General features: G+C 64.6%; 14 protein-coding genes. 9 read left to right on the top strand and 5 right to left on the bottom strand.

Annotated elements, in window-relative coordinates; genetic code table 11:
• Positions 1–2 precede the first annotated feature (2 nt).
• From GB880_RS06460 to serB, 3 genes are all read right to left on the bottom strand, one after another.
• Positions 3–1,475, bottom strand: coding sequence for an ABC transporter substrate-binding protein (locus GB880_RS06460; protein ID WP_154490359.1), 1,473 nt, complete (start codon positions 1,473–1,475; stop codon positions 3–5).
• Positions 1,476–1,531: 56 nt separating this feature from the next.
• Positions 1,532–2,224, bottom strand: coding sequence for a CDP-alcohol phosphatidyltransferase family protein (locus GB880_RS06465; protein WP_154490357.1), 693 nt, complete (start codon positions 2,222–2,224; stop codon positions 1,532–1,534).
• 103 nt (positions 2,225–2,327) lie between these two features.
• Complete coding sequence (serB, locus tag GB880_RS06470; protein ID WP_154490355.1) at positions 2,328–3,203, bottom strand: phosphoserine phosphatase SerB; 876 nt, start codon at positions 3,201–3,203, stop codon at positions 2,328–2,330.
• A gap of 166 nt (positions 3,204–3,369) precedes the next feature.
• Here serB and GB880_RS06475 point away from each other — a divergent pair, with 166 nt between their 5' ends.
• The 5 genes from GB880_RS06475 to hspQ all read left to right on the top strand — a co-directional run bounded on the left by GB880_RS06475 (position 3,370) and on the right by hspQ (position 7,950).
• Positions 3,370–4,524, top strand: coding sequence for a phosphoserine transaminase (locus GB880_RS06475; protein WP_154490353.1), 1,155 nt, complete (start codon positions 3,370–3,372; stop codon positions 4,522–4,524).
• Between the two features lie 111 nt (positions 4,525–4,635).
• Positions 4,636–6,225 (top strand): phosphoglycerate dehydrogenase, encoded by a 1,590-nt coding sequence (serA, locus tag GB880_RS06480; protein ID WP_154490351.1) that lies wholly within the window; start codon positions 4,636–4,638, stop codon positions 6,223–6,225.
• Between the two features lie 52 nt (positions 6,226–6,277).
• Complete coding sequence (locus GB880_RS06485) at positions 6,278–7,021, top strand: metallophosphoesterase (RefSeq protein ID WP_154490349.1); 744 nt, start codon at positions 6,278–6,280, stop codon at positions 7,019–7,021.
• Between the two features lie 51 nt (positions 7,022–7,072).
• A complete protein-coding gene (locus GB880_RS06490; protein WP_154490347.1) occupies positions 7,073–7,537 on the top strand; it encodes a CreA family protein in 465 nt (154 codons plus the stop codon).
• Positions 7,538–7,617: 80 nt separating this feature from the next.
• The gene (gene hspQ / locus GB880_RS06495; RefSeq protein ID WP_154490345.1) at positions 7,618–7,950 is read left to right on the top strand and encodes a heat shock protein HspQ; all 333 of its coding nucleotides are present in this window, start codon (positions 7,618–7,620) and stop codon (positions 7,948–7,950) included.
• Here the strand turns inward: hspQ and GB880_RS06500 are convergent.
• Both GB880_RS06500 and GB880_RS06505 read right to left on the bottom strand, forming a co-directional pair.
• Positions 7,943–8,536: an ATP-binding protein gene (locus GB880_RS06500; protein ID WP_229774264.1), complete on the bottom strand. Its 594-nt coding sequence runs from the start codon at positions 8,534–8,536 to the stop codon at positions 7,943–7,945. The two genes, hspQ and GB880_RS06500, sit on opposite strands and share 8 nt — an antisense overlap.
• Positions 8,533–8,877: an STAS domain-containing protein gene (locus GB880_RS06505; RefSeq protein ID WP_195840750.1), complete on the bottom strand. Its 345-nt coding sequence runs from the start codon at positions 8,875–8,877 to the stop codon at positions 8,533–8,535. Before GB880_RS06505 ends, GB880_RS06500 begins: the two co-directional genes overlap by 4 nt.
• Positions 8,878–9,167: 290 nt before the next feature.
• Between GB880_RS06505 and GB880_RS06510 the strand changes: the two genes are divergently transcribed.
• The 4 genes from GB880_RS06510 (at position 9,168) to GB880_RS06525 (ending at position 13,162) form a co-directional block, all read left to right on the top strand.
• The gene (locus tag GB880_RS06510; protein WP_154490339.1) at positions 9,168–10,574 is read left to right on the top strand and encodes a circularly permuted type 2 ATP-grasp protein; all 1,407 of its coding nucleotides are present in this window, start codon (positions 9,168–9,170) and stop codon (positions 10,572–10,574) included.
• 12 nt (positions 10,575–10,586) lie between these two features.
• Positions 10,587–11,546 (top strand): alpha-E domain-containing protein, encoded by a 960-nt coding sequence (locus GB880_RS06515; RefSeq protein ID WP_154490337.1) that lies wholly within the window; start codon positions 10,587–10,589, stop codon positions 11,544–11,546.
• Between the two features lie 13 nt (positions 11,547–11,559).
• Positions 11,560–12,366, top strand: a complete 807-nt coding sequence (locus GB880_RS06520) for a transglutaminase family protein (RefSeq protein WP_154490335.1) — start codon at positions 11,560–11,562, stop codon at positions 12,364–12,366.
• A 70-nt stretch (positions 12,367–12,436) separates the two neighbouring features.
• The gene (locus GB880_RS06525) at positions 12,437–13,162 is read left to right on the top strand and encodes a peptidase (protein ID WP_154490486.1); all 726 of its coding nucleotides are present in this window, start codon (positions 12,437–12,439) and stop codon (positions 13,160–13,162) included.
• Positions 13,163–13,186: the final 24 nt, after the last annotated feature.

Consider the following 13,186-nt stretch of genomic DNA (forward strand, 5'->3'; position numbering starts at 1 on the left):
GATCAATCCTTCCAGCGCACGGCAGTCAGATCATTGGCCGGCATCGGTGCGTTTTCCCACAACCCTTCCAGTTCGGCCTTGGCGACGCCGGTCTTGGCCAGCTGGAACAGGAATGCGTTGGCAGCATCGTCGGCAAGGATTTCTTGCGCCTGTTTCAGCAGTGCCGAACGCTCGCCCGCATCGGTGGCGGCCTCCAGCTGTGCCATCACCTCGGCAAAGGCGGGGTTGCTGTAGTTGAAGTAATATTTGTCGCGCCCATAGATGCCGATGTCCATGGGCTCGACATGGCTGATGACGGTCAGGTCGTAATCGGCCGTCTTGAACACCTGTTCCAGCCATTGCGCCCATTCCATGTTCGTCACCTGGGTCTGGATGCCGACCGCGCGCAACTGCGCCGCCAGGATCTCGCCGCCGCGACGCGCATAGGGGGTGGGCGGCAGGGCCAGGCGCAGGGTCAGATCCTGCACGCCGGCCTCGGCCAGCAGCTTGCGCGCCAGTTCGGGATCGTATTGCGATTTCGCAGTCAGATCGACGTAATCGGGATTGTGCGGCGCGAAATGGGTGCCGATGGGGGTGCCATAGCCGAACATGGCCCCCTCGATCAGTTCGGCACGGTTGATGGCGTGGCCGATCGCCTGACGCACCTTCAGCTGGGCCAGCGCCGGGTGTTTGTGGTTCATCGCCAGGATGGTTTCGCCCTCGGTCGTGCCCACCAGCACCTTGAAGCGCGGATCGGCCTGCAACTGCGCCAGGGTTTCGGGCGCCGGATAGATCGGGAAGGCGTCGATGTCGCCCGCCATCATCGCCGCAAATGCCGCGGTCGGGTCGCCGATGAAGCGGAAGGTGGCGGTCTTGATCGCCGGCTTTTCGCCCCAATAGCCGTCATATGCGGTCAGGGTGATGTGGTCGCCCTGTTTCCATTCGCCGAACCGGAACGGTCCGGTGCCCACGGGACGTGTGGCCAGATCGGCCACAGATGCCTGATCGACCATCACCGCGTCGCCCCAGGCCATCTTGAAGGGGAAGCCGCCATCGGGGGATTTCAACGTCACCCGCACAGTCAGCGGGTCCAGCGCCTCGACCTTGTCGATCCCCTCGAACAGCGCTTTCTGGGCATTGGTGCTGTCGGCGGCGCGGGCGCGATCCAGCGAAAAGATCACGTCCTGGGCGTCGAAGGCATTGCCGTCGTGAAAGGTGACGCCAGAGCGCAGGCGGAACAGATAGCTCTTGCCGCCATCCTCGGCCTGCCAGCTTTCGGCCAGCGCCGGCACCACGCTGCCGTCCGGGGCGATTCGGGTCAGCCCCTCGAACAGGTTGGCATAGACAACCTCATCGATGGCGGCGGCCGCGCCCCCGGTCGGGTCCAGATTCGGTGGCTCCAGCACCATGGCCAGGGTAATGCTGTCCTGCGCGGCCTGCGCCGGACCCACCAGCATGACGCCGATCGCCGCCGCCCGCATCAATCGTCCAAACATCGCTGCCCCCCGCCAGATGAATGTCACCGGTAGCTTTCCGGCAAAACGGGCCGCGATCAAGCCCTTCTCTGTGTCAGTTGCTGGGCAAGTCCGGCAAACATCAGCCAGAGCGAGGTCAGCAGCAGCCCCCAGCGCGCCACGCTTTCGGGGTGGAAGTCGACCATGACCGCCCAGACCGCAAAACCGATCCAGGCGGCGGTGATCGGCAGAGACAGCCAGCGCCAGCGTTCGGTTCGCACCGGATGGATGAATTTCACGTTGCTGAACATGGTCAGTGCCAGGGCGACCACCACCAGCAGGATAACCCAGAAGTTCGGCTTCAGCGCGAACAGGACCAGCACCACCATGTTCCAGCAGGCCGGAAAGCCGGCAAAGGAATTGTCCTTTGTCTTCATGCGGGTGTCGGCGAAATAGATCACGCTGCCATAGGTGATGGCGATGATCGCGATCCAGCCCGTCCAGCCCGGCAGCAGCCCCGACATGAACAGCGCATAGGCCGGGATGAACACATAGGTCAGATAGTCGATGATCAGGTCCATCAACACGCCGTCATAGGTCGGCCAGTTGGTCTTGACCTGATAGCGCCGGGCCAGCGGCCCATCGACCCCGTCCACGATCAGCGCGATGACCAGCCACAAAAACATCTGCGACCATTCCGCCTGAACCGCCGCCAGCAAGGCCAGCATCGACAGCACCGCCCCGGTGGCAGTCAGCAGATGAACGGAAAGGGCCTTGTAGCGCGGTTTCATGCGCTGCTTGTGTCACCGAAACGTTACCATCGCAAGCCGCACGGAAAGCCAATCCACGCTTTCCCGGCAAGTGATGCAGGCTTGCGCCGTAGGGCAGGGCGGTTCAGCGGGCAAATTCCTCGGCCGCGTAGCCTTGCAGATACAGAAGTGCCGTCAGATCGCCATGATTGACGCGCAGGCTGACCTGCGCGGCGACGGCGGGCTTGGCGTGCAGCGCCACCCCCATGCCGGCCAGTTGCAACATGCCCAGATCGTTGGCGCCGTCGCCCACGGCCAGCGCGTCCGCCGGGGCAAGGCCGCGGGCGGCGGTGATCTGTTCCAGCGCCTCGATCTTGGCCTCGCGGCCCAGCACCGGCAGGCTGACATGGCCGGTCAGCACGCCGTCCTCGGCTAAAAGCGTGTTGGCGCGGTGTTCGTGAAAGCCCAGCGCCGCCGCCACCGGCCCGGTGAACACCGTGAAGCCGCCCGACACCAGCGCAGTATAGGCGCCCTGCTCGCGCATGGTGGCCACCAGCTCGCGCCCGCCCGGCGCCAGGGTGATGCGGCTGTCCAGCACCTGGTCGATGACGCTTTCACGCAGGCCGGCCAGCAGGCCGACGCGCGCGATCAGCGCCTCGTGAAAATTCAGCTCGCCGTTCATCGCCGCGGCGGTGATGGCGGCGACGCGCGCGCCGACACCGGCGAAATCGGCCAGCTCGTCGATGCATTCCTGCTGGATCATCGTCGAATCCATGTCCGCCAGCAGAACCGCCTTGCGTCGCCCACGGGTCGCCTGGATCGCCAGATCCAGGCCGCGGTCCTGCAAATCCTGCCAGCATTCCCAGAAATCGGTCGGAACCTCAGCCAGCGCAAACTCTGCGGCGACCCCCTGGGCCAGCCAGATCACCGACCCGCCGGCCCAGCGATCGCGCAATCCGTTCACGATTGCGGGGGTCAGATCGGCCCGTGCGGGCGCGGCAAGGATGGTCACGGTATGCATGAAGGCTCCGGCGCAGGATATGGCCGCAGCACTAGCCCAAATTGCGGGCCGGCCGCAATCATGTGGCGCGTGCAAGATTTCGGTTGCAGGAATCGTGCGCCAGCATTATGGCGGTCAGCGGGACACGCCGCCCCAACGCGGCGCTTCATAGCTGGAAGGCTAGCATATGAGCATCACTGCTCCGGCCGCGCGACCGGTCAATCCGCGCTTCTCGTCGGGCCCCTGTGCCAAGATCCCCAATTTCTCGCTGGACATGCTTGCAGACGCGCCTCTGGGCCGTTCGCATCGCGCCGCCATCGGCAAGGCCAAGCTGGCCGAGGCGATCGAGCTGACGCGCGAAGTGCTGGGCGTGCCGGCCGATTACCGCATCGGCATCGTGCCGGCATCGGATACCGGCGCCGTGGAAATGGCGCTGTGGTCGCTGCTGGGTCCGCGCCGGGTCGAGATGCTGGCCTGGGAAAGCTTCGGCGAAGGCTGGGTGACCGACGTGGTCAAGCAGCTGAAGCTGGATGCGGTGGTGCGCAAGGCCGATTACGGCAAGATCGTCGATTTTACCCAGGTCGATTTCGACCATGACGTGGTGTTCACCTGGAACGGCACCACCTCTGGCGTGCGGGTGCCGAATGGCGACGCGATCCCGGCCGACCGCGCCGGGCTGACCATCTGCGACGCGACCAGCGCCGCCTTTGCCATGGACCTGCCCTGGGACAAGCTGGATGTGGTCACCTTTTCCTGGCAGAAGGTGCTGGGCGGCGAAGGCGGTCATGGCGTGCTGATCCTGTCGCCGCGCGCCGTTGCGCGGCTGGAAAGCCACACCCCCGCCTGGCCGATGCCCAAGATCTTTCGCCTGACCAAGGGCGGCAAGCTGATCGAGGGCATCTTCAAGGGCGAAACCATCAACACCCCATCGATGCTGTGCGTCGAGGATTACCTGGTGGCGCTGAAATGGGCGCAGGCGCTGGGCGGGCGCGGTGCGCTGATCGCCCGGGCCGAGGCGAATGCCCGCGCCGTGCGCGATTTCATCGCCGACAAGGACTGGATCGCCGACCTGGCCGAGGATCCGGCCACCGCCTCGACAACTTCGGTCTGCCTGCGCTTTACCGATCCGCGCATTCGCGACGGTGCGGCCTTTGCCAAGGCCGTAGCCAAGCGGCTTGAGAAAGAGGGCGTGGCCCTGGACGCCGGCAGCTATCGCGATGCCCCGCCCGGCCTACGCATCTGGTGCGGCTCGACCGTCGAGACCAGCGATGTCGCGGCACTGATGCCCTGGATCGAATACGCCTATCTGGCCGAGATCGAGGCCCAGGCCGCCGCCGCCTGACCGGCCGCCCGATCCGGCGGGCGACCGGCCGGATCGGCCCCACCCCCGACATGCCAGCCCGCGTCGCGCCCGCCGCGCCGCCGACCCTGCATATCCAGAAGGATGCTTCCCATGCCCAAGGTTCTTGTTTCGGACAAGCTTTCGGAAACCGCCGTCCAGATCTTTCGCGATCGCGGCGTCGATGTGGATTACCTGCCCGATCTGGGCAAGGACAAGGAAAAGCTGGCCGAGGTGATCGGCCAGTATGACGGGCTGGCGATCCGCTCGGCCACCAAGGTGACGGCCAAGCTGCTGGAAAACGCCCCCAATCTGAAGGTGATCGGCCGCGCCGGCATCGGCGTGGACAATGTCGACATCCCGGCGGCGTCGAAACGGGGGGTGATCGTGATGAACACCCCCTTCGGCAACAGCGTGACCACTGCCGAACATGCCATCGCGCTGATGTTCGCCGTTGCGCGACAACTGCCCGAGGCCTCGGTTTCGACCCATGCCGGCAAGTGGGAAAAGAACCGCTTCATGGGGGTGGAACTCTTCAACAAGGTGCTGGGCGTGATCGGCGCGGGCAACATCGGTTCCATCGTCATCGACCGTGCCCTGGGGCTGAAGATGAAGGTGCTGGCCTTTGACCCCTTCCTGTCCGAGGAACGCGCCGTCGAACTGGGGGTGAAGAAGGTCGAGCTGGACGAGCTGCTGGCCAAGGCCGATTTCATCACCCTGCACGTGCCCCTGACCGACAAGACCCGCAACATCCTGTCGCGAGAAAACCTGGCCAGGACCAAGAAGGGCGTGCGCATCATCAACGCCGCCCGCGGTGGCCTGATCGACGAGGAGGCGCTGGCCGAAATGCTGAAAAGCGGCCATGTCGCCGGCGCGGCGCTGGATGTGTTCGCGACCGAGCCGGCGACCGAAAGCCCGCTGTTCGGCCTGCCCAATGTGGTGGTAACGCCGCATCTGGGCGCCTCGACCAACGAAGCGCAGGAAAACGTCGCTCTGCAGGTCGCCGAACAGATGTCGGATTATCTGCTGACCGGTGCGGTGCAGAATGCGCTGAACATGCCCTCGGTCACCGCCGAAGAGGCTGCGGTGATGGGTCCGTGGATCAAGCTGGCCGGGCATCTGGGCGCCTTCATCGGTCAGATGACCGACGAACCGATCAAGGCGATCAACGTGCTTTATGACGGGGTCGCGTCGGAAATGAACCTCAAGGCGCTGAACGCCGCCGCGATCGCCGGGGTGATGAAGGCCACGAACCCCGATGTGAACATGGTTTCGGCCCCGGTGATGGCGCATGAACGCGGCGTGCAGGTCGCCACCACCACCCAGGCGAAGTCGGGAGTGTTTGACGGCTATATCAAGGCCACCGTGGTCACCGAAACGCGCGAGCGTTCGATTGCCGGCACGGTGTTCAGCGATGGCAAGCCGCGCTTCATCCAGATCCGCGGCATCAACATCGAGGCCGAGGTGGGCGAACATATGCTTTACACCCGCAACAAGGACGTGCCGGGGGTGATCGGGGCGCTGGGCATGACGCTGGGCGACCTGGGGGTGAACATCGCCAACTTTACCCTGGGCCGCACCCGCACCGGCGACGATGCCATCGCCATCCTGTATCTGGACGAGGCCCTGAAGCCCGAGGCACTCGAGGCGCTGCGCGCGACCGGCAAGTTCCTGCAGGTGCGCCCGCTGCATTTCGAGGTCTGAACCCGGCCATGGTCCCGGGCGTTCGGTCCGGGACCAAAGACAAGGGGGCGCGATGCGGATCTATGCCATCGGCGATATTCACGGCCATCTGCAACTGCTGCACCAGGCCCATGCCTTGATCGCGGCCGATCTGAGCCGTCATCCCGGCAAGGCTGCCGTCGTCCATGTCGGCGACCTGCTGGATCGCGGACCGGATTCGCGCGGCGTGGTCGATTACCTGATGCAGGGCCAGGCCGAAGGCCGGCCATGGATCGTGCTGTGCGGCAATCACGACCGCTTCCTGCCGCGCTTTGCCGCCCGGCCGGACTGGATCGATCCGGGGCTGGCTTCGGGGCAGCACTGGCTGGATCATCCGGGGCTGGGGGCGGCGGAAACGCTGGCCTCCTATGGTGTCCTCGAGACGGCGGACCATGCACGTGCCCATGCGCAGGTGCTGGAAAGGGTGCCGCAGGCGCATCTGCACTGGTTGGCAGCCTTGCCGCTGTGGCATCTGACACCGCAGGCGCTGTTCGTCCATGCCGGCATTCGGCCCGGTGTCGATCTGTCGCGGCAGACCGAACATGACCTTGTCTGGATCCGGCGCAGCTTTCTGGACAGCGGCAGCGACCATGGGGTGCTGGTGGTGCACGGCCATTCGCCGGTGGACCGGGTGACGCATTTCGGCAATCGTCTGGCGATCGATACCGGCGCCGCCTATGGCGGCCCGCTAAGTGCCGTGGTGATCGAGGGCGGGCAGCCGCAGCTGCTGACCGCAGAGGGACGTCAGCCGTTGACGCCGGGTCCGGGGGGCTTGTAGCCGCTGGCGGCCGTCGCCACATTGCTGCTGCCAAGCCTTGCGGAGGTCATGATGAAGGCAATTCCTGTCGCCTTGTTGCTGATGGCGGGCCCGGCGGCCGCCGAGGTGGTGGGCAAGGTCGGGGTGGATTGGGTCGGCAACGACATCGTGATCGAAGCGATCGCCGATCCCCAGGTATCCGGCGTGACCTGCCATCTTGCCTATTTCGACCGCTCGATGCTGGATCGGCTCAGCCAGGGCAACTGGTTCGAGGATCCGTCCAATTCGGCCATCGAATGCACGCGCACGGGACCGATCCGACTGGGCGATATCCGCCGTGGCGCCAAGGGCGAGGATGTCTTTTCCGCCTCGCGGTCGCTGATCTTCAAAAGCCTGCGGGTCAAGCGGATCTATGACGAAACCAACCACGTGCTGATCTATCTGGCCCATGCCAATCAGGTTAATCAGGGTTCGGCCAAGATGTCGATATCGACCGTGCCGCTGCTGCCCGAGGAAATTCCGCCAGCAACCCGGTGATGAGATCTCGCCTGCTCCCTTGCAAAGGTGGACAGGGCAGCGCCGGACCTGTAAGAGCCGCGCCAGACAGGAAGGATATGATGCGGATTCGGTCCAAGACCGCCAAATACAACCTCGGGCAGGTCGTCCGCCACCGCGAGCATCCGTTTCGCGGGGTGGTTTTCGACGTGGATCCCGAATTCGCCAATACCGAGGAATGGTATGAATCCATTCCCGAAGAGTCGCGTCCCAGCCGCAATCAGCCGTTCTATCACCTGTTTGCCGAAACCGAAGCGACCTTCTATGTCGCCTATGTATCCGAACAGAACCTGATTCCCGATCCGTCTGGCGAGCCCGTGGAACATCCGGAAGTGACCGAGATGTTCGGGGAATTCGAGGATGGCCGCTATCCGTTGCAGGTCGGGCTCAACTGATCGCAGCTTCGGCGTCGGGTTCAGGATCAGGTCGTGATGGCGCAGCGTGCAGCGGCTCGGTCACCGGGACGATGAAGGCCAGAAAGTTTCGCCGGCCTTCGCGAAAATAGCTCAGCGAAACCGTCAGCCCCTGGATCAGATACCAGCCAAAGCCGCCTTCGGGCAGCAGCATCAGCGCGTCGACCTGGTCAAGATCCATTTGCCCGAGCGGTAGCGGACGCGGATTGAGGCAGGATTCGGGCAGCGGCCGGCCGTCGTCTGTTATCGCACATGCGATCCCGCCGACATGGCGTGCCACGCACAGGTGGATCACCGGCGGATGGGTGGCGCCATCGATGCCGGGCGCATCGGCGTGAATGCCGTGTTCGCAGATGTTGTTCAGCACCTCTGCCAGGGCAAGTTCCAGCTTGCCGATTACCTCGTCCTGTGCGCTGCCCTGAAAGCGTTCGCGCAGGAACATCAGCGCCGCGCGCACCGTCATGGGTTCGGCGCGAAAGATGCGGTGAAAGATCGGCTGACGCGCAGGCAGGGGCTGGCGCAGCCGTGCGTTCGGGCCAATCGCTGCGGTTGCTGTGGCTGTCATCATTGCGGTTCCTCCGCTTGCGGAAGGGCATCTGGCGCGCGATCCGTGATGGTGAACACCTTGTCCATTCGCGTCAGCTCGAACACGCGCTGCACATTCGGGGTCAGCCCGGCCAGAACCAGCTGCCGCCCGGGAGGCATGGCCTTGAACAGGGCGATGACGGCACCAAGGCCGGAACTGTCCATGAAATCGACCTGCGACAGGTCCAGAACCACCTGTGGGCCCGAATCGCCCATCATGGCGCGCACCTTGTCCTTGAAGGCGATGGCGATTGCGGCATCCAGTCGTTTTTCCTCGACCCGCAGGGTGATGCCATCGGTGTGAGTAAGCAAGGTCATGTGCATTTATTCGTCCGGCTCAAAGGTCTCGCTTTCCCGTTTCTAGCCCGGGATTGCTGAAAAATCCGTAACCGACCGGACCCACAGGGGCAGAATCTCTGCGCAGTTCTAATCAAAGTTTTCCGGTCCGGCCCGGGCACCGGCGCGGGAACCGGATTGCCTGCCGCTGCCTTCCTTGCAGGCAGAAGCTGCTTTGGGCTTCTGCATCGGCCGGATTGCATGCGCTTGCCTGTCATGGGCTATGGACAGCCGCTCGACGCATGCCAAGATCGGGTTCATGGAAAGGGGGGCACAAGATGTATTTTAACGAGATGATGGACAACGGTCAGGTCCGCGAGCCCTATGCCATGCTGTCGGACTGGCTGGCGACCATGCCGGCCGAGATCCGCCAGATGAAACAGGCCGAGGCCGAGTCGCTGTTTCGCCGCATCGGCATCACCTTTGCCGTCTATGGCGAAGGTGGCGATCCGGACCGGTTGATCCCCTTTGACATGATGCCGCGGGTTTTCCTGCAAAGCGAATGGCGCAAGCTGGAACGCGGGATCAAGCAACGGGCCCGGGCGCTGAACGCCTTTCTGCGCGATGTCTATGGCCGCGGCGAGATCCTGCGTGCCGGCCGGATCCCCGCGCATCTGGTCTATCAGAACGAGGCCTATGAAAAATCGGTGGTCGGCTTCGTGCCGCCGCGCGGGGTCTATTCGCACATCGTCGGCATCGACATCGTGCGCACCGGCCGCGACGAGTTCCATGTGCTCGAGGATAACTGCCGCACCCCGTCCGGCGTCAGCTACATGCTGGAAAACCGCGAAATCATGATGCGCATGTTCCCGGCGCTGTTTCGCAACAACCGCATCGAACCGGTGGATCGTTATCCCGAACTGCTGCGCCGCACCCTGGCCTCGGTCGCGCCGGCGAAATGCGAAGGTGCGCCGACGGTGGTGATCCTGACGCCGGGCCATTTCAACAGCGCCTATTACGAACACAGTTTCCTGGCCAATCTGATGGGGGTCGAGCTGGTCGAGGGCAGCGACCTGTTTGTCGACAACGGCTTTGTCTACATGCGCACCACCCAGGGCCCCAAGCGGGTCGACGTGATCTATCGCCGTATCGACGATGCCTTTCTGGACCCGCTGTGCTTTCGGCGCGATTCCATGCTGGGGGTTCCGGGGCTGATGGATGTCTATCGCTCGGGCGGGGTCAGCATCGCCTCGGCGCCGGGGGCGGGGGTGGCCGACGACAAGGCGATCTATACCTTCGTGCCCGAGATGGTGCGTTTTTACCTGGGCGAGGAGCCGCTGTTGCAGAACGTCCAGACCTGGACGCTGTGGAACGACGACGACTACCGCTATGTCATGGACAATCTGGCCGATCTGGTCGTCAAGGAGGTGCATGGCTCGGGCGGCTACGGCATGCTGGTCGGCCCGCGCGCGACCCGCGCCGAGATCAACGAATTCGCCGAACGCATCAAGGCCAATCCCCACAACTACATCGCCCAGCCGACGCTGGCGCTGTCGACCTGCCCGACCTTCGTGGACGAAGGGGTTGCGCCGCGCCATGTCGATCTGCGTCCCTATTGCCTGTGCGGCGACCGCATCGAACTGGTGCCGGGCGGCCTGACGCGGGTGGCGCTGCGCGAAGGCTCGCTGGTGGTGAACTCGTCGCAGGGCGGCGGGGTCAAGGACACCTGGGTTCTGTCGGAATAAGGGGGATCAGCCATGCTCAGCCGCACCGCCGCCAACCTGTTCTGGATGGGCCGCCATCTCGAGCGCGCCGAAACCGCCGCACGTCTGCTGGACGTGGGGGCACGCATCACCCTGCTGCCCAACACCCCCGAGGGCTATCGCAACGAATGGGAATCGCTGTTGCGCGCCTCGGGCGCCAGCACGGCCTTTGCGCAGCATTACGGCGACCAGATAAATCAGGAAAACATCGAACACTGGCTTTTTTTCAACCACGACAACCCGTCCTCGGTCGCGTCCTGCATCGAAAAGGCGCGCGAGGGGGGACGGATCGTGCGCACTGCGCTGACCAGTCAGGTCTGGGATGCGCTGAACACGGGCTATCAGGAACTGCGCGAACTGGAAAAGCGCCCGCGAGATCAGCTGGATACGGCGATGCTGACCGATTTCACCACGCGTCACGGCGCCACCGTGCGCGGGGCAATGACCGCGACGCAGTTGCGCAACGACGGTTGGCATTTCATGAACCTCGGCTATTCGCTGGAACGCGCCGACGCCACCGCACGCCTGCTGGACGTGAAGTATTTCGTGCTGCTGCCGCGCGTCGAATTCATCGGCTCGGGTCTGGACAACTACCAGTGGCAGGTGATCCTGCGGGCGCTGTCGGCGCATCGCGCCTTTCAATGGGTCTATGGCGTTGATGTCACGGCCGCCAAGGTGGCCGAATTCCTGATCCTGAACGGGGAAAGCCCGCGTTCGCTGCTGACATCGCTTTACGAGGCGGTGTGGCATCTGGACGGCCTGGTGCGCCGTTATGGCGAGACCGCGCCGACCACCGCCGCCAATCATGCGCGCCAGACGCTGGATGCACTGGTTGCCCGCGATATCGATGCCATCTTTGACGAGGGGCTGCACGAATTCCTGTCCTGGTTCATCGGCGAGATCGCCGCCATATCCGACGCGGCGCATGAAGATTACCTGAGCGGCAGGATGTAAGGGGGGCAAGGAAATGCGGCTGAAGATCACCCATGAAACCAGCTATCGCTATGACGCGCCGGTGCAGGGGCTGGTGCAGAGCCTGCGCCTGACCCCTTCGGTATCCGAAGGGCAGAAGGTGCTGGACTGGACCATTGCCGTCAGCGGCGGTCAAAGGGGGGTGGGCTATCGCGACGGGGCGGGCGACTGGATCGAAAGCTGGACGGTGCGGGGCCCGGTGGCGGTTGTGGTCGTTTCCACCTCGGGCGAGGTCGAGACACGCGACACCGCCGGCGTGCTGCGCGGCCATCGCGAAACGATCAGCCCGTTAGTCTATCTGCGCGACACGCCGCTGACCCGGGCCGATGCGGCGCTGGCCGAGCTGGCGGGCGGCATCGCCGGTCAGGACAATCTGGACCTGGCGCATCAGCTGGCGCGGGCGGTCCATCAGGCCATCGCCTATGTCCCCGGCGTCACCGAATCGGCCACCTCGGCAGCCGAGGCGCTGGCCCTGGGGCAAGGCGTCTGCCAGGACCACGCCCATGCCCTGATCGCCTGCGCCCGCCTGCGCGGCCTGCCGGCGCGCTATGTGTCGGGCTATCTGCATTCGGGCACAGGCCAGGCCGGGCAGGACGCAGCCCATGCCTGGGCCGAACTGCACGTCGGCCCGCTGGGCTGGGTCGGTTTCGACGCGGCGAACGGCTGCTGCCCCGACGAACGCTATGTGCGCCTGGCCTCGGGTCTGGATGCGCCGGATGCGGCGCCGGTGCGCGGCACCACCTTCGGGGCCGGAGCCGAAAGCCTGGATGTCAGTGTTCTGGTCGAGGCGATGGAACAGTAGCGCGGCGCAAAACTTGCGCATCCCGCCCGGCCGCCTTATCCCCAAGACAAAGGCGCGGAGCATGACTCGCATGACCTATTGCGTGGGTTTGAAGCTGAACGAAGGGCTGGTGCTGCTGTCGGACACGCGCACCAATGCCGGGCTGGACAATATCTCGACCTATCGCAAGATGTTCTTTTTCGAGCAGCCGGGCGAACGGGTGATCGTGGTGATGACCGCGGGCAGCCTGTCGGTGACGCAAACGGCGCTGGGCCGGCTGCAAGAGGCCATCGACCACCCCGAGGCGGACGAAACCACCTCGATCATGCGCGCGCCCAACATGCTGAGGGTGGCGACGATGATCGGCGACGCGCTCAACCGCACCCGGCGCCATATCGTTGACCAGTGCCGCGATCTCAGCCAACAGGCCAGTGCCAGCATGATCGTGGCCGGCGAGATCCGCGGCGGCCCGCAGCGGCTGTTCCTGATCTATCCCGAAGGCAACTTCATCGAGGCAACCGAGGACACCCCCTTTCTGCAGATCGGCGAACACAAATACGGCAAGCCGATCCTGGATCGGGTGGTGCGGCCCGACACATCGCTTGCGGATGCGCAAAAGGCGGTGCTGCTGTCGATGGATTCGACCTTGCGATCCAACCTGTCGGTGGGAATGCCGCTGGATCTGGCCGTCATTCGCGCAGGACAGGCGCGGCTTGACCATCGTCGGCGCATCCCCGAAGGCGATCCGGCATTCATGGCCATGTCGGCCGCCTGGTCGGCGGCCTTGCGCGACAGTTTCAGCCGGGTGACGATCTAGCGTGGCGGCGGCCTGCTGCGGCCG

Origin of the sequence: Paracoccus sp. SMMA_5_TC (assembly GCF_009696685.2) — a bacterium.
Lineage (GTDB): Bacteria > Pseudomonadota > Alphaproteobacteria > Rhodobacterales > Rhodobacteraceae > Paracoccus.